Here is a 25,581-nt window from a genome sequence, read left to right as displayed (position 1 = left end):
ATTTCAAAAACACCATTTGCATTCTCCGCGCCTCCGCGTCTCTGCGGCCCAATTTCAGCGTCGCTTTACTCACCGCCGCCATCATCGCTGCCACCGCCGGGCACGGACCGTTCGGTGGGGCCGGTACTCTTTCTCCGGAAAAGCTGGGTGTCCTGCTTCCCGAAACGCCACGTGGCCGAGATGCGTACTTCGCGGCCACCGTGGCTGCTGAAACCTTCCTGTTCGAAATAGGGCGTCTCATAGTGTGACCCCCAGCCCCGTGAATCGAAGATGTTGTTCGCACTTGCAGTGAGGAAGAATTGCTTCCCGAACTGCTTGCGCAACGACACGTCCATGGAGTAGCGCTCCAGGGTATACCCTTGCGGGATGATGCGCGGGCCGTCGTAATCAGCGTTCACCTGCAATGTCAGGTCGGCGGGAAGCTTCTGGGATATGTTCACCTTGCCATCGAAGTTGATGCCGTTGTTGGTGTAGTTGGCGCCTCCTTCGGAGAGGCTGATATTCACCCATTGCAAGTTGCCGTTGAAGGTCGCCTCGGATCCTTTCCAAAGGGTAAGCTTCACCGTGTTCTCCCATCCGAAGCCTTGGTTCTGCTTGCCGTTCACATAGGTGGTCACAAGTATGTTCGGGTCGCTGGCCAAAGGTGCGGTGTAGCTCGTGATCACGTCCGTGGTGAAGCGGCCGTAGAGGGAGGAGAGCCAATTGCCTTTTTCGCCGAAGGGAAGCAGGTGGTTCACCTCCACGATGGTGCTCATCTCAGGGCGCAGCACGGGATTGCCGATGCGGTAGCTCCGCGCATCGGTGCTCATGATGAAGGGCATGATCTGGTAGAAGTTCGGCCGGTTCACCTTGCGGGAAACGTTCACTTGGAGCTCCTGCTGGAGCTTGCCTTCCGGGGCGTCCCATTTGCGGCTGAGGTAGACCGCCGGGAAAAGGATGCGCCCAAGGTCCTTGAGGCCGTCTGGATAGCTGTAGCTGAAGTCCACGTCCTTGTCGGTCCGCTTGGCGTTCATCATGTTCTGCTCTACACGCAGCCCGGTGTGCATGGACCAATGATCGGAGAGTTTCGTGCTCCAGTTCACGTAGGCCGCGTTCACCCACGTGCCGATGTTGAAGGCATTGCTCAAGGCCGTATCACGGACGGCACCCTGGAGGGTATCGTTGCCATAAGTGACATCCATGGTGGAGTTGCTCTGCTCAAAATTGGCCTTGAAGCCCCATTCCAACTTGCGGTTGTCCGCATACGGGTCGGTGACATCGAGCTGCCAGGTCCATTCCTGGCCATCACTCTTGGAGTCGCGGTCCTGGTAGCTGTGGCCTGCCAAGATCCCGTCCACGCCATCGTTGAACTGTTCAGTGGTGGCAGGGGAGGTGCGGTCGCTGAGGTTGAAAGTGAGGTCGGTGCTCCACTCCTTGCCGGGCTTGGTGGTGGTGCGCCTGAAGCCCGCGCGCGAGGTGAGGTTGGTGTACCGCCCGTCGGAAAAATTGTGCTGGGTGCCACTGCCGATGGTGTTGTTCGCCGCGTCGGAACTGATGTAGGTCTGGTCCTCCGAACTGCTGCGTGTGCCGATGTTCACGCTTTGCGAGAGGCTGATGGTGTTCCGGTTGCTCAATTTGTAATCCCAACCTAAGCGTGCGTTCTCCCGGAGATGATCATGGGTGTTGGTGGCATCCTGACGGAAGTAACCGGTGGGCAGGCCGTCAGCGAGGTCCGTGCGGTAGTTGTAACTGGTGCCGGGCGGGGCTCCGTGGCCGAAACTCAGGCTGACATTGAAGGCACTACGACCCTGCCGGACCAGCAAGTTGCCATTGGCGTTGTAGCGCTCGTTGTTACCGATACCGACCGACAATTGCCCGCTGTATCCGGGTCGCGTGTCCTTTTTCAGCACCACGTTCACGATGCCGCCAGTGGAACTGGCATCGAAGATCACGCTGGGGTTGGTGATCACCTCCACGCGTTCGATGTCGCTCGCGGGGATCTGGTCCAAGGTCATGGTGGTGGGCCTCCCGTCCACGAACACTTTGGGGCTTTTGCCGCGCATCTCCACGTTGCCTTCGGCGTCCACGCTAAGGCCGGGGATGTTCTTCATCACGTCCGTGGCATCGCCGCCCGCCACGCTGATGTCCTTTTCCACGTTGTACACGCGGCGGTCCACCTGGAGCACCTGTGTAGCGCGCTCCTTGGAGACCTCCGCGGCCTTCAGTACCACCGCATCGGCCTCTATCCGCAGGTTTCCCAGGTCCAGTTCAGGCATTTCCCGGGTAAGGCTGAATTCCTTTTCCACCGTGGTATAGCCCATTGCTGCGACCTTCAGCCGCAATGTCCGCATCGGTAGTTTGGGGATGTCGAATTCACCGTTCTCCTGGACCAGTGCACCGCCCACCACGCTATCACCCAACAGCACGGTCGCCGTGGCGAATGCGACAGGCTTCTTATCGGTATCCAGAACACGGCCATAGGCACGTCCCATTGCAAAGCCACCTCCGGGGCCGCGCTGTGCAAGGAGAAGACCGGGTAAAAGAACAAATAGAAGAAGAGGAGTGCTTTTCAACATTTCGGTACGCAAAGGTACCGGGCCTCCATCCTCGGCCAGTGGTATTTGACCAAGTTGGCAACTTCGGACCCGGAATGGTATTCTTTGTGCGGAGCACCCTCGTTGAGGCCCCACCCGACACCGGCAACCTTAAAAGGAAACAGCGGTGATCCCATCTTTCAGGTTCATCTGCGTTCCATTGGCGATACAACGAAAAAGCCCCCCGAGATCTCGGAGGGCTTTCGATGCGAAGAAGGTTCTGGCCTAGTACTCGTCGCGACGGTAGCCGCCACGATCGCCGCGGTCGCTGCCGCTGCCGCCACGGTCGCTGCCGCCACGGTATCCGCCGCGGTCGCCACCGCCGCTGTTGCCGCCACGGTAGCCACCGCCGCCGCCGCTGTTGCCGCCGCGGAATCCGCCACGGTCGCCTGCGCCCTCGGTACGGGGGCGGGCTTCGTTCACCACGAGGTCACGGCCATGGAAGGCGATGCCGTTGGTGCCTTCGATCGCGGCACGCCCGCTGTCGTCGTCGGACATCTCCACGAAACCGAAGCCGCGGCTCCTGTTGGTGGCCTTGTCCATGATGATCTTGGCCGAGGTCACCTCACCGTGAGCTTCAAAAAGCTCGCGGAGATCCTGGTCCTGTGCGGAATACGCAATGTTGGCGACGTAAATGTTCATGAGTTCGACTGACTGAGTGAGTGTTTTTTGAGGTTTCGTGCCACGCCCGGAGGTTCTCGCCAAAGAACAAATGGGCCAAAGCGGGGCGAAATTAGATGGATCTGCCGTAATTACAAGCATCTGCCCGAAATTATTGAGGCCCGGGATCCCCACATTTCCCGGTGATGCTCTGGCCGGCCCTCATGGATCCCCTTTTTTGGAACACCGATGACGACCGGGCCATGTGGCCGCCAAATGCGCTGAGCGCCATGGCGCGATCACCACATCAGGACGATGGATGCGGCCGACGTGGCGACCATCGGATCAACCCGGAGGCACGGATTCATCGGTCGTACCTTTGTGCGTTCCGCATCAGAACACATTATGTCACAAACCACGTTTGCCAAGACCCCTCCCGTATTCTTTCAACGGTTGAGGGAGGTCACCGAAGCCTATTTCAAGGAGAATAACCTCAGAAAGACCGGGAACAGCCGCCTGTATTGGAAAACGGCCATCCTGCTCACGGCGCTTGTAGGTCTTTATGTGTTACTGGTCTTCTTCACACCTTCCTCCACGTTGATCGCTTTGGGCCTCTGTGCCTTGCTGGGCCTGGTGGTCGCCAGTGTGGGCTTCAACGTGATGCACGATGGTGCCCATGGCAGCTATAGCCGCCGCAAATGGGTGAACGAGGTGATGGGCCATTCGCTGAACCTGCTGGGCGGCAGCGTACATTTCTGGAAGTTGAAGCACAATGTGAACCACCACACCTTCACCAACATCGAGGGGATGGATGACGACATCGATATCAAACCTTGGGTGAGGGTGCATGAGGGCCAGCCCAAGCATTGGTTCCACCGGTTCCAGCACATCTACGGCCTGTTACTCTACGGCCTCACCTATCTGCTCTGGATCTTCTACAACGACCTGAAGAAGTACTTCACCGGTAAGATCGCCGACAACACCCGGATGAAGCCGATGGACCGGGAGCAGCATATTATTTTCTGGATAACGAAGGTCGCCTACGTCTCGATCTTCCTGCTCTTGCCGATGTATTTTGCGGGGGTGGTACCGACGCTTGTGGGCTACGGGGTGATGGTTTTCGTCACCGGCCTGTTCATTGCGGTGGTCTTCCAGTTGGCGCATGTTGTAGAGCATGCCGAATTTGTGATCCCTGCCGTGGAAGGCGGAAATATTGAGAGTGAATGGGCCGTTCACCAAGTGGCCACCACCGCTAATTTCGCTACACGCAACAAGATGTGGAACTGGCTCTTCGGCGGATTGAACTTCCAGGTGGAGCACCACTTGTTCCCCAAGATCAGCCATGTGCACTATCCGGAACTGAACAAACGGCTCAAGGAGGTGTGCGCGGAGTTCAACATCAAATACCGTGAATTCCCCACCTTGCGGAGCGCGCTCTGGTCACACTTGGTGCATCTGAGGCACGTGGGGACCATGGCGTAGGTCCGGTGGTCGATAACGTCCGGCGGGTTCATTCTATTAGCGTGTTATGGTATTTGCGGTCGGGAGCTAAGGTCCGCCGGCAACCCCTTTGGAGATCTCGCCGGATCGCCGAATCTGATCTGACCCATCTTCTCTTCCGGATCTCGGTATATCGTGAAGTATCCGTCGCGCCCGGCCGTGGATCGGCCGCCATAATGTTCGGCATACCCCCCGAATGTGGGATTGCGGCACTTGACCGGACTAAATAAGTTTGACCAAAGAAAGGTCGGCATACCTCAAGCATAAGGTGGCCGAGGGCCTCGAACGATGCAGCCATGCGAACCACCATCCTCCATACCCGGTTTATTCTCCTTCTTGCAGCGGCCGGTCCTACGGCCGTGGTGCAGGCGCAGTTATCGGTGAATAATACCGTGACGGTCCAGTACCTTGTGGAGAACGTGCTGCTCGGCGGGGGAGTGACCGTGAGCAACATCACCTTTAACGGCATGCCGGCCGGCTTTTCCAACATCCAGATCGGTAGCTTCAATGGTTCAGCCTGCAACGTGGGCTTGGCACAAGGTCTTATGCTATGCACGGGTGATATCGCATTGGCCTTGGGGCCCAACAACACCGATAGCCAAACACTGCCGGCCGCCGGGACCGGTGCATTCGGCGACCCCGATCTGGACCAGACCAGTAATTCCACCACGTATGATGGCGCCGTGCTGGAGTTCGACCTCGTGCCCACGGGGGATGAGATCTCCTTCAACTATGTTTTCGCCTCGGAGGAATATCTGGAGTACGTGAACGCGGGCTACAACGACGTGTTCGGCTTCTTTCTGAGCGGACCGGGGCTCAATGGGCCGTATGCCAACAATGCCGTGAACATCGCGTTGGTCCCGGGCAGCAGCTCCGTGGTCTCCATCGACAATGTGAACAACATGAGCAATCCGGCCTATTACGTGGACAACGGGGACGGATTCAGCTTCCCTTGGGACAGCGACCCCCAGTACATCCAGTTCGACGGCTTCACCGTCCCGCTCACCGCTTATGCCACGGTGCAATGCGGGCAGACCTATCACCTGAAGATCGCCATCGCGGATGCCGGTGACCCCTATCTGGACAGCGGGGTCTTTTTGGAGGGAGGCAGTTTCAGCAGCCCGACCCCTTTGTCCGTGGAAGCCCAGACGGACAGTCCCTTCGGCGAACTGGTTGAAGGTTGTGCAGGGGCCACGATCGTCCTCACCCGGTCCGATACCCAGAACGCCATGGACGTGACCGTTTCCGTGTCAGGGACCACCACCAACGGCACGGACCATACGACCGTCCCGGCTGTATTCAGCTTCCCGGCCGGACAAGCCACCATCAATTTCGATCTGGAGGCCTTCGAGGACTTCATCACCGAAGGCACGGAACAGCTCACGCTGACCTTCGCCTATCCGGACCTGTGCGGCCAGACCAGTACCATCGTCCTCACCATACCCGTTGTGGATAACACAATGGCCGTTGTGGTGAACACAACAGCCACGGTCTGTCCCGGCGCATGCAGTGGCTCGGCCTCCGCAGTGATGAGCGGTGGATCCGCCCCGTTCAGCTATGCATGGAGCAATTCGTTGGCAGGCACGGGAGCAACATCGGCCGCCAGTATCTGCGCGGGGTCGTATTCGATCATTGTGGAGGATGACCTGGGCTGCACTGCCGAGGACACGTTCGACGTGGTGGACGGGACCGCCCTGACGGTGGACGCCGGGACGGACATCGCCAGTTGTGGCGACCCCGTGCTCTTGCAGGCCGAGGTGGTCGGTGCTACAACCGGTTTAGTATGGGCATGGACGCCGGCAACGGGCCTCTCGAACCCCGGCATCTCCGGGCCCGTGGCCACGGTGAGCGCCACGACCGATTATGCCGTTACGGTCTATCCGACGGGATTTCCGGACTGTGCCGTTACGGACAATGTAACGATCACTTTTGATCCGGGGCCGGACCCGGGGACGGACTCCGCGATCGTCATCTGTCCAACCCAGCCCTCCTTTGCATTGATCGACATGTTGGGCGGAATCCCTGAGACCGGAGGAAGCTGGGTCAACGCAATTGGTGATCCCGTACCAGGCACCTTCGACCCGGCCACGGGCGTGGAGGGTGTCTTTTTCTATAGCGTGACCTCGGCGGAAGGATGCACCAACACGGCCAGCGTGACCATTGATATGCTCGATATTACCGATCCGGTCTGCTGTGGAACGGTGGATGCCGGGCCGAACGCCACCACCTGCGGGCTAAGCCACGTTCTGCAGGCGGCCACGGGCAATATCGGCAGCGGCACATGGACCGGGCCGCCGGGCTATGTGATCGCGCAGGCACAAAGCGCGCAAACCACCGTGACCGCCTCGGTAGCTGGTACTGCGACCTTCACATGGACCGAGGATGATGGAACATGCCATGTGGTGGACGACGTCACCGTCACCTTCACCGATACGCTTGTGGTCGTGGTGAGCTCCACCGGTGCCTTGTGCAATGGGGTCTGCGACGGGACGGCCACAGCGGTGCCCCAGGGAGGGACCGCGCCGTTCAATTACCAGTGGAGCAATGCTGCGGGTCCGCTCTCCAACGCGGCGGATGCGGAAGATCTCTGTGCCGGAAGCCTCTCCCTGATCCTTTCCGATGCCAACGGATGCACGGCCCAAGCGGACCTCATCATCTCCGAGCCGGCCCCCGTGCCGATCCCCGAACTGAGCTTCATGGAGCCGTGGTGCTATGGTTCGTGCGATGGGACGGTCACCATTACTGCCCCGAACGCAGTGGCCTATAGTTTCGATGGTGGTGCCACGTTCGGCCCCGCCTCCGTGTTTCCAAATGCTTGCGTGGGGGACTATCCGATCGTGATCCGGAATGCCAACGGCTGCCTTGCTTCGGCCTCCATCACCGTTACAGGGCCGCCACCAGTGGTGGCGAATTTCATATACGGCCCCGATCCGGCGACCGTGGAAGCCACCTCCATCAGCTTCATCAATACCTCGGTGAACGATGTCTCGCTTCTCTGGGATATCGCCGGTCTGGCCACCTCCGACCAGGACCAATGTTCCTACACCTTCGATTTTCGACAGCCCGCGGAATACGAAGTGTGCCTCACCGTAGTGGACGATCGCGGCTGCCCGGATTCCATATGCCGCACGGTTGAGATCAACGACGTGCTGGAGACCTACGTCCCCAACTGCTTCACTCCGGATGCGGACGGGGTGAATGATAGCTGGGGCATGGTGAGCAACATCCCGGATATCCGTGATTTCGAACTGCGCGTCTTCGACCGTTGGGGCGCTGTCATCTTTCAGTCCGAAGATCCCTTGGGTCGTTGGGACGGCACGATGGGGAACGGCGGCGGGGGGACGGTGAAACAGGATGTGTACGTCTACACCATCAACTTCCACACGATCTCCACTGGTCGGCCGGAGAAGCACTTTGGCCATGTCTCTTTGTTGAAGTGACACGTACAGGCACTCGCGTGTCGCGAGTGCCGGCTAAAGGATCCGAGAGCGCTAGCTATTCCACCTCCACCGGTATGTCCTTCGGATACTTCACGGTATAGCCGAATCCGATCTTCTTGGTCTCCTTGGGGGTCACGGTGAGCTTCCAGATCAGCATCCCGGTCTGGTCGTTCACGTCCGCACCGCCTTTTTCATCCAGCTTCACTTCGATCTCGCTACGTGGGCTGAGCGGGTATTGGTCGCGAAGCTCCAACTCCACGGGCACGCTCTTCGTGTTCCGCACGGTGATGTCCCAGCCTACCGACACGGTGCGTTTGCTGCCGATCAGCGCTTTTTCGTTCGTGGTCTTACGCTTCACACGTTCCACGGTAACACCCTTGTCGCGGCCTAATGAGATGTCCAGCGTATCGTGCGGCTGGTCCAGGTCCAGGAAGCTCTTGCCCACATAAGTACCCTCGAAGAAGATGTTCGCCTCACCCGGCAACAGGTTCAGGTCCTCCCAGCCGGTGGTGCGGGCATAGAGGAAGGCATCGCGGTCCAGTTTCGGGGTGCTGTAGTGCTTATAGCTGGCAGGGATCGTCTGGTTCTGTACGCTCACACTGTGTACCACGCCGTCCGAAGGGATGCTGAAGGGCGCGTCAATGCTGAACTCCATGGTGGTAGTGCGCTGGAGGACGGTGTTCGGCACCTGTGTGATGGCGTCCATGGTGATGCTCTCTGCCATGGCCTTCTGGCTCGGTGCTCTGGCATCGCCCATCTGGGCCTCCCTGTCCTGTGCGTATCGACCAATAAGTTGTTGAGGTTGTGAGATCAAGGTCCACGGATAAAGCTGCGGCATCACCCCGCGCAGCGTCGGGTTGCCGCTGCTCAGCGAAAGGCCCACCTTGTCCCAATCCTCGCCGGTGTTGTTCACCACCTGTGCCTTCATGGCCAGCTCGATGGGCTTGTTGGTGCCGGTGGCGCGCAGGTCATAGGCCGGGGTCCAGGAAGCGTTGCCGACGAAATATGTGATGGTGAAGATCGCCGGGGTGGCCGCATCGGCCTCCACTTCCAGCACCACCTCGCTTGTGGGCCGCGCAGCCTGACCCTGCAATTGTTGCAGCTGCTGCCGCAGTTTCGTGAGGTCTTCGTTCAAGGTGGCCAACTTTTCGGTCTGCGCCAGCTGTCCGGCCTTGATGGCTTTCAGGCGCTCGCGCACATAGTCGTTCACCGCTTGGAGCTGGCCTGCCGCCACGCCGCTCTGCTGCCCTGCGATGGCGGTGTTCTTCAGCAGGAGTTGTTCCTCCTGGTCCCAAACGGCCTTGGCGTTGTTCTCCGCATTGGTGTCATGCTCCTTCGCCTTGATGCGCGCTTGAAGGTCCTCTACCTCTTTCTTGTTCGGGCTTTCCGTGAGGTAGTTGATCCGGTGTGCCACGGAGAGGATGCTGTACGCGCCCTTGCCCGTCACTTGGATGCTCTGCGGATCCAGCCCTTGCGCGAGGCCGGTGAAAACGATGGTGCCACTGCCCGAGGCAACGGTGGCTTTGGCCGTGCGTTCAACTTGCGCCCCCCGAAGGAAGACCTTCGCGGCGGTGACGGTGCTGGTGATAGGTTTTTCCCCCTCTGCAGCACAGGTGGCAGTGGCAATAAGCAAGGGCAGAAAAAAGGCGGAAAGGCGGCTCAATTGCATGGCGCGTTGTTGTTCGGTGCGAAGTTACCCCGGTTTATCAGGGGGCATGCCGAACTGTACACTTGGCTTGGCCAAGGGTTCATAAGAACTGGAAAAGTGAACGGCGCCCACCCCTAGGAGAACGCCGTTCAAAATGAAGAGACGGGGAGATGTTACTCCGCCAGTACGATCACTTTGTTATGGCTCACTTCCACAACGCCGCCTTTCAGCATGAAAGTCTCCACTTTGTTGTCCGGCAAGGTCACCTTCACGTCACCTGCCTTGAGCACGGTGATCAGCGGGGCATGGTTGTCCAAAAAGCCCATGCTGCCGTCCACGCCGGGAACGTTCACGCGCTTAGCCTGACCGTTGAAAAGCTCGGTGTCCGGGGTGATGATCTGGAGGTCCATCTTGGTTGATCGTTATTGGAACGCAGATGACGCAGAAACAGTGGATCTGCGCAGATCTGAGTTTATGGAAGCGTGATGGTGATCGGTTAAAGTTCGGATCGCGACTTAAGACTCAGCAGTCCAATAAGGGGCCGTTCCAATTAATTCGTCTTATCAGCGTAGATCTGCCCTTTCTGCGTCATCAGTGTTCTATCCTCAAGCTACCTGTGCGAGCATCTTCTTGCCCGCCTCGATCACGTCCTCGATGCTGCCTTTCAGGTTGAACGCGGCTTCCGGGTACTCATCCATCTCGCCGTCCATGATCATGGTGAAGCCCTTGATGGTGTCCTCGATGGAGACCATCACGCCGGGGAGGCCGGTGAACTGCTCGGCCACGAAGAAGGGTTGGCTGAGGAAGCGCTGCACGCGGCGGGCGCGGCTCACGACCAGTCTGTCCTCTTCGCTCAATTCATCCAATCCGAGAATGGCGATGATGTCCTGTAGTTCCTTGTAGCGCTGGAGGATCGCCTTCACGCGCTGGGCGCAGTCGTAGTGTACATCGCCCACGATGGCCGGCGTGAGGATGCGGCTGGTGGAATCCAGCGGGTCCACGGAAGGATAGATGCCGAGCTCGGCGATCTTCCGGCTCAACACCGTGGTGGCGTCCAAGTGCGCGAAGGTGGTCGCGGGAGCAGGATCGGTCAAGTCATCTGCAGGTACGTACACCGCCTGTACGGAGGTGATGGAACCGCGCTTGGTGGAGGTGATGCGCTCTTGCATGGCGCCCATCTCGGTGGCCAACGTAGGTTGGTAACCCACGGCGCTGGGCATGCGGCCCAGTAGTGCGCTCACCTCGGAACCGGCCTGGGTGAAGCGGAAGATGTTGTCCACGAAGAAGAGGATGTCGCGTCCGCCGCTCTCCTCATCACCGTCGCGGAAGTATTCAGCCAAAGTGAGTCCGCTCAGTGCCACGCGTGCACGTGCTCCGGGGGGCTCGTTCATCTGGCCGAACACGAATGTGGCCTGTGAGGTCTTCAGGGCGTCCATGTCCACCTTTTCCAGGTCCCAGCCACCTTTCTCCATGCTCTCGGCGAAGGCCTTGCCATAATTCACGATGCCGCTCTCGATCATTTCGCGGAGCAGGTCGTTCCCTTCACGGGTGCGCTCGCCTACACCGGCGAACACGCTGTAACCGCTGTGGCCCTTGGCGATGTTGTTGATCAGTTCCTGGATCAGCACGGTCTTGCCCACGCCGGCACCGCCGAACAGGCCGATCTTACCGCCCTTGGAGTAAGGCTCGATGAGGTCGATCACCTTGATGCCGGTGAACAGGATCTCCGCGCTGGTGGTGAGTTCTTCGAACTTCGGTGCTTCCCGGTGGATGGAGGCGCCCTTGCTGCCGGTCACCTGCTTCATCCCGTCGATGGGCAGGCCAACCACGTTGAAGAGGCGCCCCTTGATACCATCGCCCGTGGGCATGGTGATGGGCTTGCCTTGTCCGATCGCTTCAGTCCCGCGGGCCAGACCGTCGGTGCTTTCCATGCTCACCGTGCGCACCGTGTCCTCACCGGTGAGCTGTTGCACTTCCAGAACCAGAATGGAGCCGTCCGCGCGGGTCACGTGCAAGGCGTCATAGATGTTGGGAAGGTCCTTTCCGGACTCGAAACGGACGTCGACCACGGGACCGATCACTTGGACCACTTTACCGATGTGCTGGGACATGTTGTTCTGATGGAAGGGCGAATGCCCTGTTTTTGCGGGCGCGAAGGTAGGGCGCATTCCCAAATGGTGAAAGGATCGTTGATGATCTGCTGGTCAAGCCATGGTGGCAAGGGTCTGGTCGTCAGTGGATATATGAGAATTCGTGGTCCGGATCCGCCGCCTTCATCAACAAGTGGAAGGGGGTGTTTCCGAACCCATGATACCGTGACTAGAGGTATGCTTCCGAGCTTTGCGATCTACCGGGTCCTGCCGACATGTTCCACGGTTCCCCGGCGCACGATGAAGATCCACACCGACTTTGCGGCTTTCCAAGGGGTGAAGCGCCCTGTGCTCACCACGGGTACTTTCGACGGGGTCCATCTCGGCCATCAGGTGATCCTGGACCGCCTGCAAGCGGTTGCAGAGCGTGAAGGTGGAGAGAGCGTCCTGTTCACTTTCCACCCGCACCCGCGGATGGTGCTCTACCCCTTTGACAACGATCTACGTCTGCTGAACACCCCGGCCGAAAAGCAACAACTGCTCGAAAAAGCAGGTTTGGACCATCTTCTTGTGGTGCCCTTTTCCCGCTCGTTCAGCCGCATGCATGCCTTGGAATATGTGCGGGACCTCTTGGTGGACCAGCTCCGCATCCACGCGGTAGTGATCGGCTACGACCATCGTTTCGGGCGGAACCGCGAAGGCGATATCGGCCTCCTGCGCCAGCTCGGCGAGGCTTATGACTTTATGGTGGAAGAGATCCCGCCGCAGGAGATCGACCACGTGAAGGTGAGCAGCACGAAGATCCGCGAGGCCCTGCTGGCGGGCGATGTGGCCCTGGCAAACACATTACTTGGCTATCCCTACATGATCAGCGGCGTTGTAGTGAAGGGAAAGCAGCTCGGGCGCACCATCGGATGGCCCACGGCCAACATCGGCGGGATCGACCCCTATAAGCTCGTTCCCGGCAATGGCGTCTATGCTGTCACCGCCACCACCGGTCATGGCGAATTCAAGGGCATGATGAACATCGGCGTACGCCCCACCGTGGAGGAGCACGGGGAACGCACCGTGGAGGCCCATCTCTTCGGCCTGGACCGGGACATATATGGTGAGGCCATCACCGTGCGTTTGCACCATATGTTGCGGGATGAACTGCGCTTCGGGAGCATGGAAGCCATGAAAGTCCGGATCGCACAGGATAAAGTGGACGCACTGCGCGTTCTTGGAGATATTTGACCATGCGCAACTTCCTGCTCCTCCTTTTCCTGTTGCTTTTTGGTCATGCGGTGCAAGCCCAATTGCTTTCCCAGACCGCGCTGGACACCGTTCGCACATTCCGCAGTATCCAACGCGCACTGCAAGATCCTGACAATGTCTACCGCCTCGACCTTTCCCACAAAAAGCTGAAGGTGGTGCCCGAGGAGATCCGCCAGCTGAAGAACCTCAATGCCCTCGACCTTGGACGCAACAAGTTGAAGGACCTGCCCGGCTGGATGAACGAACTGCGGTACATGCAGGAGTTCAGTGCCGGGCGCAACAAGTTCACCAAGATCCCCAACAGTATTTGCCAGTGGAAACACCTCAAGCGGCTGGACCTCCACCAAAATCACATCGAAGGACTGCCCGTCTGCTTGGGTAGCCTTAGCGAATTATTCTCATTGGACCTCTGGAGCAACGACCTCGGTGAGTTCCCGGACGAGATCAGCGATATGAAAGCTCTGCGCTTCATGGATCTGCGGGTTATCCAATTCTCACAAGGTGAGATGGACCGGATCACCGCTCTTCTGCCTTCAGTGAAGATCTACTTCTCCCAGCCGTGCGACTGTGGGAAGTGAGAGCGACCGATCTAACCTTCTGTCACCGAGAAGCTGTATTTCTCCATCACCAAGTTGGCGAGCAGCTTCTTACAGGCTTGGTCCACCTTGGCCTCGGCGGTCTTCTTGTCCTTGGCTTCCACCTGCAAAGTGATGTGCTTACCGATACGCACCCCGGTGATCTCGGGCAGTTCAAGGTTCTTCATGCTGCCGCTAACGGCCTTCCCTTGCGGGTCCAGCAGATTGTCGTGGGGCATCACATTGATGGAGGCGTGGAAAGTTTTCATGTCGTCTTGGGAAAGAGCTTACCCCAGATCGGGCTGAGCAGGTACAAAAGTAGCAGCAGGGGAACGGCGAGGATGCCATAGAGCACTGCCAGCATTATTCCAAGGCCGATCAACAGGAAGATGACCTCGTTGCCTTTCCAGCCCTTGTTCTTGAACTTGAGGCTGGGGAGGGGGATCTCGGAAACCATGAGAAAACCCATGATCAATGCGATGAAAAGTGCGATCCGGGGATCGGAGGCAAAGGTCATGGAGAATAGGAATTTCAACCCATGTCCGGTCGCTAAGGGTGTTAGCCCCGATCCGGAGACCACAAGGACCGAACTCACCCAGAAAAGGCCATTAGCTGGCGTGGCCAACCCTAAAAAGCCATGGGTTTGACGTGTGTCAACATTGAACTTCGCCAATCGCCATGCGGAAGCGGCACACAGGACCACAGCGGCCAAACCTATGACCCAGGCCGGTTGGGAATTCATCCAAAACCCGGTAAAAAATTTGGGATCCGGGTTGAACGCCTGTGTAATGAAAGAGGTCCACAGAATGAACGACGGAGCCACCCCGAAGCTCACCATGTCCGCCAAACTATCGAGCTGAGCGCCCAGCGGCGTGCCCCCGCCTAATGCTCTCGCCGCCAGCCCGTCGAATACATCGAAAAGCGCCGCGAGAAAGATCAACCAACACGCGATCGTCAATTGTCCTTGGGAAGAGAGAAGAATGGAGGCCACCCCGCAGCATAGGTTCGCGGTGGTCAGCAGATCGGGCAAACGGGGGAGGCGTGTCAAAGCGGGCCGAAGTTGGGTAATTTCGGGCAATAATGCAGGCCACCTTCTGTTAGAGGATGCGTCTAACATGCACACTATGATCTTAGCAGGAGGGTATTCTTGGAGGATGGCGGCCATCGGGCTCGTCTCGCTCATGTTCACCATGGCCCATGCGCAGGACGCGCCCAAGTACAGCAACGAGTTCCTCACCATCGGCGTGGGGGCGCGTTCCTTAGGCATGGGTTATTCCCATGTCGCCGCGGTGAACGACGTCACTGCAGGCTATTGGAATCCTGCAGGCCTTCTGGGCGTGCGCGGCGATCTGCAGGTGGGCGCCATGCACAGCGAATACTTCGCGGGCATCGCCAAATACGACTATATCGCCATCGCGAAACCCATCGATTCCTCCAGTGTCATCGGGGTCTCCTTCATCCGCTTCGGTGTGGACGACATCCCCAATACCACTGAGCTGATCGACAATAACGGGAATCTCGATTACGACCGAATAACCAGCTTTTCCGCAGCGGACAATGCCTTCCTGATCAGCTACGCCCGCAAACTGAAGGTGCCCGGGCTCCGCTTCGGGGCCAACGCCAAGGTGATCTACCGGAAGGTGGGACCGTTCGCCAAGGCTTGGGGCTTCGGCCTTGACGCGGGCTTGCAGTATGATCGTGGACAGTGGCGTTTGGCGGCGATGGGCCGGGATATCACCGGCACCTTCAACGCTTGGAGCTACTCCTTGGACCAACGCACCCAGGACGTGTTCGCCCAGACCGGGAACGAGTTGCCCGTCAACGGCGTGGAAGTGACCTTGCCCCGCTTGGTGCTTGGCGTTGCCCGCCAGTTCCGTATTGGCAGTAAGGTGGACCTGCTCGCGGAGGTGAACATGGAGAACACCTTCGACGGCAAACGGAACACCTTGATCGCTTCCAGTACCTGGAGCGGTGATCCTCGCCTTGGCATCGAACTGGGCTATGCGCATGTCGTGTATGTCCGTGCCGGGGTGAACAATTTTCAATATGTCACCGACATCAACGATAAGCGGACACTGAACTTCCAGCCCAACATCGGTGTGGGACTGAAGATCAAGAGCGTGGCCCTGGACTATGCGCTCACCGACATCGGAGACAACAGCGTGGCCTTGTACTCCAACGTGTTCTCGCTGCGGTTCGACCTCTTTAAAAAAACAGGCGGGTAATGAAAAAAGGACTGCTCATCGCTGCGTTGTTGAGCTTGGCCTCATGGGCCGGCGCACAACCTTACGGCAACGAGTGGATCCACTACGACCGCCAATACTGGTACTTCCAGATCTGGCAGGACGGCATGCGGAAGATCGATTCCACCGCTTTGGCCAATGCGGGCTTCCCGGTGGCGACCGTCGACCCACGCACCATTCAGCTATATGCCCGTGGACGGCAGGTCCCGATCCATGTGGAAGGTGAACAGGACGGGGTGTTCAACACCACCGACTACATCGAATTCTACGGTGCGAAGAATGACGCATGGCTGGACAGCACCCTGTGGGATGATCCGGCACACATCAACAATCCGTACTACTCACTCTATAACGACACCATCCGCTACTACCTCACTTGGGATCCGGGGTCCGAGGCGAAGCGGACCATTGAGAGCGGAAGCACGAACTGGGCTGCCTACACGCCACTGACCTGGTCTTGGGCCACCACCTTTATCAATACCATCGGTATCTACCAAACGGGCAAGCGCACATCCTTGGGGGCATCCACCTCCATGATCAACGAGGCCGAAGGATATTTCCACAGCGTGAACATTGAGGCCTCCGGGGCGGACATGACCCGAAACTACGCCTTGGCCGTCCCTGACCTGTATACGGGGACTGATGCACCACATTCGACCTTTCGATTGGTATTGGCGAGCCTCAATAACTCCGGTGGCAATAATTACCCTGACCATCACTTAAGGGTGGCGCATGCGGGCACGGTGCTTACGGACACCATCTTCAATGGATATGGACTGCTGAAGTATACCTACCAGTTCGCACCGTCCACAATGACAATGCCGACCACGTCGGTTGATGCGACAGCGGTATATGGGTTGCCGGACCTGCCCACAGGCTATAAAGATGCCTTTGCGCCTGCATGGTACAGCATCCGCTATCCGCGCGGTTTTGTAATACCTGTGGTGGTGGACCTTGAGATCCCCGGGCAGACGGCCCCCGATAGTACCGTGATCGCTTTTATTTCCGTTCCCAATACGGTGGTATACGCTTGGGCGGCTGACGGTTTGCACCGGGTGAAGCCATCGAATTCAAGCTCGAACATCTTCCAAGCGGTCCTCCCGCCAAATACGCAGGACATGCGCGTGAATGTGACGCGCGCCTACAACATTGCCCCGATCGGACCGATGGCTCCGGTGAATGGTACGGGCACTTTCCCCGATCCCGGGCTGGATCTTTCGGATTCCGCACTGGTCATCGTAACCCATCCCACGTTGATGTCGGCCGCGGCGCAGTATGCGTCCTACCGGGAAACGAACGCACATAACCGGTACAACACCGTATTGGCCGATGTGGAACAGCTCTACGACCAGTTCGGCGGAGGCGTGCGCCAACATCCCTTGGCGATCCGCAACTACCTGCGATATGTGTACGATCATGCACCTTCACACCCACAAGCCCTCTTCCTCATCGGGAAAAGCGTGAGGGCTCCCGCAACGGGAGGTCTACCTTATGACAAGGGCTACCGGAAGGACCCCTTGGCATCGGCTGCCTGCTTGGTGCCCACCATCGGTTGGCCCAACAGTGATATACTCTTCGGGCTCAACTTGTCTGGAACCCAACCCACTTACCTCTCTGTGCCTGTGGGCCGCTTAGCCGCGAAAAACCCCACTGAAGTATTGGATTACCTCGCCAAGGTGGACTCGGTGGAAAGCCAGTCGCCCGCAGCATGGATGAAGAACATCCTTCATTTCAGGGGGGGGAACACATCCTGGGAGTACGCTCAGTTCGGTTCGGCGCTGGAAAGCTTCAGGGTGTTGGCCGAGGACAGTTCCTTCTTTGGCCATGTCACCCGCTTCAATAAGAGCGGTTCAGGTATCATCGAGCAGGCCGCTGTCGACAGCGTCCACGACCTCATCGCGAACGGAGTGACCCTGATGACCTTCTTCGCCCATGCCTTCGGGGCGGGCTTCGACATCACCATCGACAACCCCGTAAATTACGACTGGCACGGCAAGTTCCCCACCATGATCGGGAACTCCTGCTATACGGGCAACATCCACCTCTATGATGCGTCCAGCGCCAGCGAGCAGTTCGTGCTGCACCATAATGCCGGCGCCGTAGCCTTCCTTTCAACCGTGGATGTGGGCATTTCCACTTATCTCAGGGATTACACCCGGGACTTTTACAAGAGCTTCAGCCAAGTGAACTACGGCAAGACCATCGGAGAACACATGCGTTTCGCCGTGCAGGACCAGTTGTCCCAAGGGACAATCGAATCATTGAACAGTGCGGAGACCATGACCTTGCATGGCGACCCCACGCTGGTGATGAACTCGCCGAAGCTGGCCGATCTGGAGGTTACCCAGGCGGATGTCACCACCATTCCCCAACAGGTGACCGCCGACGTGGACTCCTTTCAGGTCCGGGTGGTCTTCCGGAACAATGGCAGGGGCACCCATCAACCGTTCTCCGTAGCGCTGGAGCGCACACTAAGTTCCGAAGGTCTCACCCTCCCTCCTGTTTTGCAGCAGGTCAGTATGACTTCCTATCAGGACACTGTGATCTTCACCTTGCCCACCGCCGCTGGAAACAGTGGTCAAGGGCTGAATGAACTTCGGGTGCGCATCGATCTGGACCCCGACTTGATCCCGGAGGAGGAGGAGGAGGCGAACAACAAGGCCACCATCCAGATCAATATCCATTCGGGCGACCTGCTGCCGGTGGACCCCTATGACTTTGCGATCCTATCCGACAACGCACCTATGCTAAAAGCCAGCACGGGCGACCCTTTCGCACCTCCCCGTAACTATATCTTTCAGATCGACACCACCGATCTGTATAACAGCCCGGTGATGGAGCAGCATACCCTCACCGCGCCCGGTGGTGTAGTCCAGTGGCAGCCCACCTCCATCTACGCACAGACCAACGGGCAGGACAGCACGGTCTACTTCTGGCGCTGCGCCTTGGACAGCGCGGGACAAGGCAACTACAATTGGCACGAGTTCTCCTTCCAGCACATCAACGGTCGACAGGGTTGGGGCCAGGCCCATTTCTTCCAGTTCAAGAACGATGACTTCAACCTGATCGGATACGACCGTCCGACCCGCAACTTTACCTATCCTTCGAGCAATCACCAGATCACTTGCGAAGTACGGGGTGCCAATTACATCCAATGCTCCTGGACCAAGGATATCTATCAGCAGGAGGGCCAAGGTTGTGGGCCCTACCCCTCGATGAACGTGAGCGTGGTGGATCCCTTCGACTTCACCACCTGGATGACCCTGTACAATGGCGTTGGACGTGATTACGGGCAGAAGAACAAGAACGGAGCATGTAAAGATCGCCAAGAAGGCAGCTTCATTTTCTATTGCAACAATCCTACAATGATGGAAAGCATGGCGAACATGCTCTCCAATGAGATCCCCGATGGATACTACGTGCTGGTGCACACCTATCTCTATCTCACCCGCAGCGTGCTGGACGCAAGCAATGCCTTACCGGTGCTGCAGGAGCTGGGCGCGGCCAATCTCGCCAACGGGACCGTGCAGGACAGCGTGCCGTATATCTTCTTCTGTAGGAAAGGCGACCCCACCTCGATCCAAGAGGTATGGGGGGACAGCATTGACGCGCTGATCAATATGACGGCCCACATGCAGCTAAACCCGCGCAGCGGCTCCATCCTCGCTCCTCGGAGCAATCACGCCCTGAGTTGGGAGTCCCTTAGCTGGAAGCTCCGACCGTTGCAGCCCTATGACAGTTCACGCGTGCAGTTGATGGGTGTTACGCCCCAATTGGCGGAGCAACCCCTGTTGGACCTTTCGGGACCAACCGGTGATATCGACCTACAGCCGTTCCTTACAGCGCAACAATTCCCACAGCTCCGGTTGAAGGGACGCTTCTGGAACGATTCGCTAAATGTTCAATACCCCTCCCAGCTTCGGCGCTGGCAGCTCCTAGGCACGCCCGCCCCCGAGTGTGCGCTCGATCCGCCCGCGGGTTACTATGTCCACATGGACAGCATTTTCCAAGGACAGCAGGGCGAGGTGATGGTGACCGTCCGCAACATCGGCCAGGTGCCCATGGACAGCCTGCTCATGGCCGCGTGGGTATCAGACCATACCAACCAGAGCCATCTGGTCCATTACAAGTACAACGCGCCATTGCCAGTGGGCGCCGTTCTGCAGGACACCATCCGCTTTGACACACAGCAGTTCCCCGGTCCCAACTCCATCCGCATAGAGGCCAACCCGGTGGATACACTTACCCAATTCTACGACCAGCCCGAGCAGTATCATTTCAACAACATCGCCGTGCTGCGGTTCTTCACCCAGCAGGACATCGAGAATCCCGTGCTCGATGTCACCTTTGACGGGATCCATATCCTGGACGGCGACATCGTGAGCGCGAAACCGGAGATCCAAGTGACCTTGGACGATGAGAACCAGGCCCTCTTGCTGAATGAACCTTCGGACACCGCATTCTTCAAGGTCTTCCTCACGGATCCCTCCGGCACGGTGAAGCGCATCTGGTTCAGGGAAGGCGGCCAGGAGATCCTTCAATTCGTCCCGGCCAATGGTCCGGCCAATGTGAGTAAGGTGTTCTATCGTCCGAACTTCACCCAAGACGGCAAGTACCAGCTCACTGTCCGGGCCAGCGACAAGAGCCGCAACAACAGCGGGGACCGTGATAACAGCGTGCAATTCGAGGTGATCAACCGGCCCACGCTCACCGAGGTGCTCAATTACCCCAATCCGTTCACCACCAGTACGCGCTTCGTCTTCACGCTCACCGGGCATGAGGTGCCAACAGCCATGCGCATCCAGATCATGACCATCAGCGGCCGCGTGGTGCGTGAGGTGCCGATGAGTGAAATGGGGCCTATGCACGTAGGTCGCAACATCACGGATTTCGCATGGGACGGTACCGACCAGTTCGGGGACCGCCTGGCGCGCGGCGTATACCTCTATCGCGTGATGGCCCAGCTTCATGGCGAGGACATTGAATACCGCGATGGCGGAGCCGGCTCGTTTTTCAAGAAGGGCTTCGGCAAGATGTACTTGCTTCGGTAGGGGGGAATAGAACACGGGTGCATGCCTGCGGCAGTCAGGGACGCTGAAAGGGCTGATCAATTCTATCGGAAGCGACCGGTGTTCCGATCCTAGCATCAATGCCTAAGGTAAATTCTTGGTCGAGGCCATCACTTTGCGTTCTTAGCGTCATTTGTGATAGAACCTGACCGGTGCCTCCGGTTTCCCTTCGGCAACTACTTTCGGCACCATGCGGCACCGCCCCTTCTACCTCCGCTGCGCTCTCCTTACCGGCGTGCTTCTGGCCTTGGCCTGGCCTGCGGTCGGCCACCTCACACCGCTGATCTTCGTGGCGTGGGTCCCGTTGCTCTGGGCGGAGGAACGCTATGCCCGAAGCCCGAAAGGTGAACGGCCAAGGAACTTCATGCCCTACGTGATGTTGGCCCTTCTCGTGTGGAACTTGGCCACTACCTGGTGGCTGTTCTGTGTAAGCGAACCCACCGGGACCCGGCTCTTCACCCTCATCGGGCCGAACGTGGGCAATATGCTGTTGATGTCCGTGCCATGGCTGTTGTTCCGGGTCGCACGGCGCGGGCTCGGAGGTCCCGGAGCGCGATGGGCCTTGTTGGTCTTTTGGGTCGCGTTTGAGCGCTTCCATATGCACTGGGACCTCAGTTGGCCGTGGCTCACGCTTGGCAACGTGTTCGCCGCGCACACCACCTGGGTGCAGTGGTACGAGATCACTGGGCACCTTGGAGGCACCATCTGGGTGTGGGCCGCTAATATCCTGGTGCTGGAGGTGGCCCTGAAAGGTGCAGGGAAGGGGCGTCGCCTCATCAGCGGGCCTGCAATGCGGGCTTTCCTGGTGATCGCCGTCCCGTTGGTGTTCTCATTGTTGCGCTACGCCACGTTCAAGGAGCAGGGCGTGCCGGTGGGCGTGGTGCTCGTACAGCCGGACATCGACCCCTACACCGAGAAATTCGGCGCGGTTGACCCTTTGGCCCAATTAGAGCGCATGTTGGCGCAGGCAGCGCCCTTGGTGGACAGCACAACGGCCTTGGTGGTGATGCCGGAGACCGCCTTGCAGGAACCGCCCATACTGGAGAACGTGAACGGGCGCTTGGTATTCCACGGGCTTTGGGAGAACGACATGGGTAACAGTATCAGCCTGCAGCGGATCCGGGATTTTCTGCAGGATCACCCTGGCACCTCGCTCATATCCGGAATGGCTGCGGCGCGGTTATACCCGTCCGGGGCACCGCATCCCTTTTCCGCTCGGCTGCTGGAAGGCATGGACCGCGCTTACGATGCGTACAACGCAGCCTTGATGGTCCGTTCCGACGGCAGTTTTGAGGTCTACAACAAGTCCAAACTGGTGCCTGGTGTGGAGTTGATGCCCTTCGAGGAGGTGCTTGGACCGTTGAGCGATCTGGCCCTCGATCTGGGTGGCACCACGGGAAGTCTCGGCACACAGGAGGAACGCTCCGTGATCTGGAGCACCGACAAGCGTGTCGGCGTCGCGCCCACCATTTGTTACGAAAGTATCTACGGCGACCATGTGGCGGCGCATGTCCACAACGGTGCCAACCTCATCGTTGTCATGACCAACGACGGCTGGTGGGGGGATACCCCGGGCTACAAGCAGCACCTGCTCTATGGAAAGCTGCGCGCCGTGGAAACACGCCGTGATGTGGCCCGCTGCGCGAACACCGGCATCTCCTGCATCATCGATCAGCGTGGCGACATGCACCACGAAACAGCGTGGTGGGTCAAGGCTACCGTCCGTGCCTCCGTGCATACACGATCCGACCTCACCTTCTATGTGAAGCACGGGGATTACATCGGCAAGGGCGCGTACGGTGTGTCCGTGTTATTGCTGGTATTGGCCGGGGGAATGATGTTGCGGGGGCGGAGGGAAAGCTGAAAGAGGAAAGCTGAAACGGGAAAGAGAAAAGCTGAAAAACAGACTCTATCACAGCCACCTCCTTCCCGGAAATGAGAGTACGGCCAAGAGCATGATCACCGGAAGCAGCGGCACCAGAAAGCGCCCGTTCCATTCGGCGTAGGTGAGGCCCACCACCGCACCATTCAACAACACAATGACGGCGAGCACCTGTACGAACGGTATCTTCCAGCGCCGGACAACAGTGAGCAGTGCCAGCGGATAGAGTACCAGAAATGGAACGGTCAGGGCGTTGTGGAAGTTGGAAAAGTAGGGACGCCAAAGGCTGAAGAGCCACATGATCCGCTCCAGAACGAGTCCTGCCCACGTGCCTATGCCGTTGTCATGAATGAGTTGTGCTTGCGCAGCGGCCAAGGTGCCGCCATGGAACAGTGATCCGGCATTCGGGTATTTCGGAAAACCGCCGATCGCATGACCTTCCACCACCACCCGTAATTGGTCCAAGGCATGGACGGGCAGGAACAGGATGGCCAGCAAAACCGCCGCGCCCATGGCCCAGATCCAATTGGTCCGAGTGCGACCGCTGTTCTCCAACACCCTCCATACCAGCACCGGCGCCGTGAAGAGGATGCCGACCGGACGTGCGAAGGACAACAACATCGCCAAGATCAGAAGCCGGAACAACGGACGGTCAATGCGCAAGGCCTCACCGAGGAACAGGACCGAGAGGCTCACGAAGAAGGACTCGCTGTACAAGGCCAAGGTCCAGATCTGGATCGGGTACGCAAGGAGGAAGAGCGCGAACACGAGATCGGCCTGAACGGGTGTTCCGTGAAGGCGAAGGACACAGCGCCGAAGCGTACACGCGGCCCAAATGCCTACGCCGATCTGTACCGCCACGGCAAGCATGGGCGTTCCAATAGCAATGAAGGGGACGAGGAACAGGATGTAGGTGGCGTACATCCGGTAGCGATTGAGCAGGTCGCCGGTAACGTCACCGCCCAGCACATCGCTGGCGCAGCCGAGGTATTTCAAGGCTTCCTTGTCCGTAAGGATGCCTTGGATCGACCAGATGCCCAATAGCAGCAGGCCATGCGCTGCCAAGATCCACCAAAGCCTTTGAGGCAAGGCGATGCGGAAGCGCGATCGGAACGGGTTGCGAACAGGATCGGTTGACATGCGCCACGAACCTACGCAGTGCCCGTAACGCTGCGTCAAAGTGAGGTTGGACCGTGGCAAACTTGACAAATGCCACCTCCGCGACCGCCGTTCAAGCAGCTATCACGAGCCGGTTCAGTCAATCCAAATGCACCCTTCGTGACATCACGTTGGTGCTGTTCAGCAACTGCACCATATAGATCCCGGTGGCGATGCCGCGCTTGTCCACCCGTAATGTGGTGGAGCCGGTGTTGATCACCTGAGAGGCGCGGGTGGTCATCAACTTGCCTTGCGCGTCCATCAGCGTGAGGTCGTAGACGGCGTCCAAGGTGGACGAGACCACGAGGTTCAGGTAGTCTCCGTCATCCCAAGCATTCACGATGGCGATGCCGTTATCCGTGCCGCAACCGGCCGCGATCACATTGCTTACTGTGTTGGTGCCGTTGATATCCGTTTGGCGCAGGCGGTAGTAGGCGAGGCCCTGTGCGCCGTCATCGGTGAAGGAATAGCTGATCATGCTGCTGCTGTTGCCTGCCCCGGGCACGGTGCCGATGGCGGCCCATTCACTGGCATCGCGGCTTTTCTCGATAGTGAAGAGGTGGTTGTCCTGCTCGGAGGCCGTGGTCCAAGTCAATTTAACCACCCTGTCTTCGCATTGGCCGTCCCATTCCACCAAGGTGATGGGCAGTGGTTGTAAGGTGTTCGACAAGGTCCAGCTACGGAAAAAGGATGCTGGGGTGGGAGGGATTACGCCGGAAACCTGTTTTGTGGATGTTTGAGTGCCCATGGGCAGGATATCATACCAGAAGCCTATTAACGAATTGAACCGTTGAGCCACCAAGTTGGTATTGCTGATGGAATTGAGCACAGGGTTGTTTCCGGTGACTCCGTTGATATCGGACTCACTCGGATCAAATCCAAAGGTGATGTTCACCGCCGGTTTGGCGGTGTAGGCAAAGCTGCCTTCCCCAGCATCGATGATCCAAAAGCGGTCGATCGCATTCTTGGAATTGTTCGCCAACCCCGTGGGTTCATCCAGCATATGCGTGACGTCCGAAGGCCGGTAGTTGTTATTGTTCCAACCGGTGGCCACTGGAGAGCCGGTCGTTTTGCCCAAGCTGTTGTAGGTGGAGAAGATGAGTGAACCCGCGCCGGTGCCTGCCGTGGTCTTTTGCACCGTGAGGGGCATGGCCACGCCCGCCGTGGTGGTGCCGGTGGAGAAGGGCACGATGTACGTACCGATAGCCGCCCCCGTGGCCCAGCGGATCTTGTTCACCTCCGTCTCGCTTTTAATGATCGGGACATCGGCGGTGACCACTCCCACCAGCGTGATGGCATTCGCATTGGAGTTGTCGATCACCAAGTAAGTGCCGGGGTTCGTGGCCGGGTCATTGTCCGGGTTGAAGACCACGAACGGATGATTGTTCACGGTGGTGGCGGCGCTATTGAAAACGAGCCGTGCCGGATTTTGTGCTTGGCAGAGCAGGCCGAAGGAAGCACCTAAAAGCAGGAGTATGAGTCGTTGCATGGGCAAGCCAAAGTTAACTGAATTGTCTTTACGTGCCATCCGGCCATATCTTTTTCC

16 protein-coding genes are annotated in these 25,581 nt (G+C 58.5%); 7 read left to right on the top strand and 9 right to left on the bottom strand.

Annotated elements, in window-relative coordinates:
* Positions 1-65: 65 nt before the first annotated feature.
* Together IPP95_07665 and IPP95_07660 are read right to left on the bottom strand one after the other, a co-directional pair.
* Positions 66-2,555, bottom strand: a complete 2,490-nt coding sequence (locus IPP95_07665; protein ID QQS74070.1) for a TonB-dependent receptor — start codon at positions 2,553-2,555, stop codon at positions 66-68.
* A 243-nt stretch (positions 2,556-2,798) separates the two neighbouring features.
* Positions 2,799-3,215, bottom strand: a complete 417-nt coding sequence (locus tag IPP95_07660; protein QQS74069.1) for an RNA-binding protein — start codon at positions 3,213-3,215, stop codon at positions 2,799-2,801.
* Between the two features lie 363 nt (positions 3,216-3,578).
* Between IPP95_07660 and IPP95_07655 the strand changes: the two genes are divergently transcribed.
* Entirely contained in the window at positions 3,579-4,655 is a 1,077-nt protein-coding gene (locus tag IPP95_07655) for an acyl-CoA desaturase (protein ID QQS74068.1), read from the top strand.
* A 314-nt stretch (positions 4,656-4,969) separates the two neighbouring features.
* Entirely contained in the window at positions 4,970-8,113 is a 3,144-nt protein-coding gene (locus tag IPP95_07650) for a choice-of-anchor L domain-containing protein (protein QQS74067.1), read from the top strand.
* A gap of 55 nt (positions 8,114-8,168) precedes the next feature.
* Here the strand turns inward: IPP95_07650 and IPP95_07645 are convergent, their stop codons facing one another.
* The 3 genes from IPP95_07645 to IPP95_07635 all read right to left on the bottom strand — a co-directional run bounded on the left by IPP95_07645 (position 8,169) and on the right by IPP95_07635 (position 11,872).
* A complete protein-coding gene (locus IPP95_07645) occupies positions 8,169-9,782 on the bottom strand; it encodes a DUF4139 domain-containing protein (protein ID QQS74066.1) in 1,614 nt (537 codons plus the stop codon).
* A 152-nt stretch (positions 9,783-9,934) separates the two neighbouring features.
* Entirely contained in the window at positions 9,935-10,171 is a 237-nt protein-coding gene (gene atpC, locus IPP95_07640; GenBank protein QQS74065.1) for an ATP synthase F1 subunit epsilon, read from the bottom strand.
* A gap of 195 nt (positions 10,172-10,366) precedes the next feature.
* Positions 10,367-11,872: a F0F1 ATP synthase subunit beta gene (locus IPP95_07635; GenBank protein ID QQS74223.1), complete on the bottom strand. Its 1,506-nt coding sequence runs from the start codon at positions 11,870-11,872 to the stop codon at positions 10,367-10,369.
* 279 nt (positions 11,873-12,151) lie between these two features.
* On the opposite strand from IPP95_07635, the gene IPP95_07630 reads away from it, so the two are divergent.
* The gene (locus IPP95_07630) at positions 12,152-13,087 is read left to right on the top strand and encodes a bifunctional riboflavin kinase/FAD synthetase (protein QQS74064.1); all 936 of its coding nucleotides are present in this window, start codon (positions 12,152-12,154) and stop codon (positions 13,085-13,087) included.
* Positions 13,088-13,089: 2 nt separating this feature from the next.
* Positions 13,090-13,686 carry a leucine-rich repeat domain-containing protein gene (locus IPP95_07625; GenBank protein ID QQS74063.1) on the top strand — a complete coding sequence of 199 codons (597 nt, stop codon included), beginning with the start codon at positions 13,090-13,092 and terminating at the stop codon, positions 13,684-13,686.
* Between the two features lie 11 nt (positions 13,687-13,697).
* Here IPP95_07625 and purS read toward each other — a convergent pair whose 3' ends face one another.
* Together purS and IPP95_07615 are read right to left on the bottom strand one after the other, a co-directional pair.
* Positions 13,698-13,952 carry a phosphoribosylformylglycinamidine synthase subunit PurS gene (gene purS, locus IPP95_07620; protein ID QQS74062.1) on the bottom strand — a complete coding sequence of 85 codons (255 nt, stop codon included), beginning with the start codon at positions 13,950-13,952 and terminating at the stop codon, positions 13,698-13,700.
* On the bottom strand, positions 13,949-14,866 hold the full coding sequence (locus IPP95_07615; GenBank protein ID QQS74061.1) for a CDP-alcohol phosphatidyltransferase family protein: 918 nt from the start codon (positions 14,864-14,866) through the stop codon (positions 13,949-13,951). The genes purS and IPP95_07615 overlap by 4 nt, the downstream gene beginning before the upstream one ends.
* Before the next feature lie 7 nt (positions 14,867-14,873).
* On the opposite strand from IPP95_07615, the gene IPP95_07610 reads away from it, so the two are divergent.
* The 3 genes from IPP95_07610 to lnt all read left to right on the top strand — a co-directional run bounded on the left by IPP95_07610 (position 14,874) and on the right by lnt (position 22,859).
* On the top strand, positions 14,874-15,908 hold the full coding sequence (locus tag IPP95_07610) for a PorV/PorQ family protein (protein QQS74222.1): 1,035 nt from the start codon (positions 14,874-14,876) through the stop codon (positions 15,906-15,908).
* Positions 15,908-20,977 carry a hypothetical protein gene (locus tag IPP95_07605; protein QQS74060.1) on the top strand — a complete coding sequence of 1,690 codons (5,070 nt, stop codon included), beginning with the start codon at positions 15,908-15,910 and terminating at the stop codon, positions 20,975-20,977. Before IPP95_07610 ends, IPP95_07605 begins: the two co-directional genes overlap by 1 nt.
* 208 nt (positions 20,978-21,185) lie before the next feature.
* On the top strand, positions 21,186-22,859 hold the full coding sequence (lnt, locus tag IPP95_07600; protein QQS74059.1) for an apolipoprotein N-acyltransferase: 1,674 nt from the start codon (positions 21,186-21,188) through the stop codon (positions 22,857-22,859).
* A 48-nt stretch (positions 22,860-22,907) separates the two neighbouring features.
* Here the strand turns inward: lnt and IPP95_07595 are convergent, their stop codons facing one another.
* Both IPP95_07595 and IPP95_07590 read right to left on the bottom strand, forming a co-directional pair.
* On the bottom strand, positions 22,908-24,017 hold the full coding sequence (locus IPP95_07595; GenBank protein ID QQS74058.1) for a hypothetical protein: 1,110 nt from the start codon (positions 24,015-24,017) through the stop codon (positions 22,908-22,910).
* Between the two features lie 118 nt (positions 24,018-24,135).
* Entirely contained in the window at positions 24,136-25,524 is a 1,389-nt protein-coding gene (locus IPP95_07590; GenBank protein ID QQS74057.1) for a T9SS type A sorting domain-containing protein, read from the bottom strand.
* Positions 25,525-25,581 lie beyond the last annotated feature (57 nt).

The sequence above is a fragment of the Flavobacteriales bacterium genome, assembly GCA_016700415.1.
Lineage (GTDB): Bacteria > Bacteroidota > Bacteroidia > Flavobacteriales_F > PHOS-HE28 > PHOS-HE28.
Note: the sequence above shows the minus strand (reverse complement) of the source record. Positions and strands in the feature narration are given on the sequence as shown.

Excerpts from the sequence above, each read along its gene's own strand:
- IPP95_07615 (QQS74061.1), bottom strand. The coding sequence starts at position 14,866 with ATGAGCGAGACGAGCCCGATGGCCGCCATCCTCCAAGAATACCCTCCT.
- IPP95_07625 (QQS74063.1), top strand. The coding sequence starts at position 13,090 with ATGCGCAACTTCCTGCTCCTCCTTTTCCTGTTGCTTTTTGGTCATGCG.
- IPP95_07595 (QQS74058.1), bottom strand. The coding sequence starts at position 24,017 with ATGTCAACCGATCCTGTTCGCAACCCGTTCCGATCGCGCTTCCGCATC.
- IPP95_07635 (QQS74223.1), bottom strand. The coding sequence starts at position 11,872 with ATGTCCCAGCACATCGGTAAAGTGGTCCAAGTGATCGGTCCCGTGGTC.
- IPP95_07660 (QQS74069.1), bottom strand. The coding sequence starts at position 3,215 with ATGAACATTTACGTCGCCAACATTGCGTATTCCGCACAGGACCAGGAT.
- IPP95_07630 (QQS74064.1), top strand. The coding sequence starts at position 12,152 with ATGAAGATCCACACCGACTTTGCGGCTTTCCAAGGGGTGAAGCGCCCT.
- IPP95_07610 (QQS74222.1), top strand. The coding sequence starts at position 14,874 with ATGGCCCATGCGCAGGACGCGCCCAAGTACAGCAACGAGTTCCTCACC.
- IPP95_07645 (QQS74066.1), bottom strand. The coding sequence starts at position 9,782 with ATGCAATTGAGCCGCCTTTCCGCCTTTTTTCTGCCCTTGCTTATTGCC.
- IPP95_07655 (QQS74068.1), top strand. The coding sequence starts at position 3,579 with ATGTCACAAACCACGTTTGCCAAGACCCCTCCCGTATTCTTTCAACGG.
- atpC (QQS74065.1), bottom strand. The coding sequence starts at position 10,171 with ATGGACCTCCAGATCATCACCCCGGACACCGAGCTTTTCAACGGTCAG.
- lnt (QQS74059.1), top strand. The coding sequence starts at position 21,186 with ATGCGGCACCGCCCCTTCTACCTCCGCTGCGCTCTCCTTACCGGCGTG.
- IPP95_07590 (QQS74057.1), bottom strand. The coding sequence starts at position 25,524 with ATGCAACGACTCATACTCCTGCTTTTAGGTGCTTCCTTCGGCCTGCTC.
- IPP95_07650 (QQS74067.1), top strand. The coding sequence starts at position 4,970 with ATGCGAACCACCATCCTCCATACCCGGTTTATTCTCCTTCTTGCAGCG.
- IPP95_07665 (QQS74070.1), bottom strand. The coding sequence starts at position 2,555 with ATGTTGAAAAGCACTCCTCTTCTTCTATTTGTTCTTTTACCCGGTCTT.
- IPP95_07605 (QQS74060.1), top strand. The coding sequence starts at position 15,908 with ATGAAAAAAGGACTGCTCATCGCTGCGTTGTTGAGCTTGGCCTCATGG.
- purS (QQS74062.1), bottom strand. The coding sequence starts at position 13,952 with ATGAAAACTTTCCACGCCTCCATCAATGTGATGCCCCACGACAATCTG.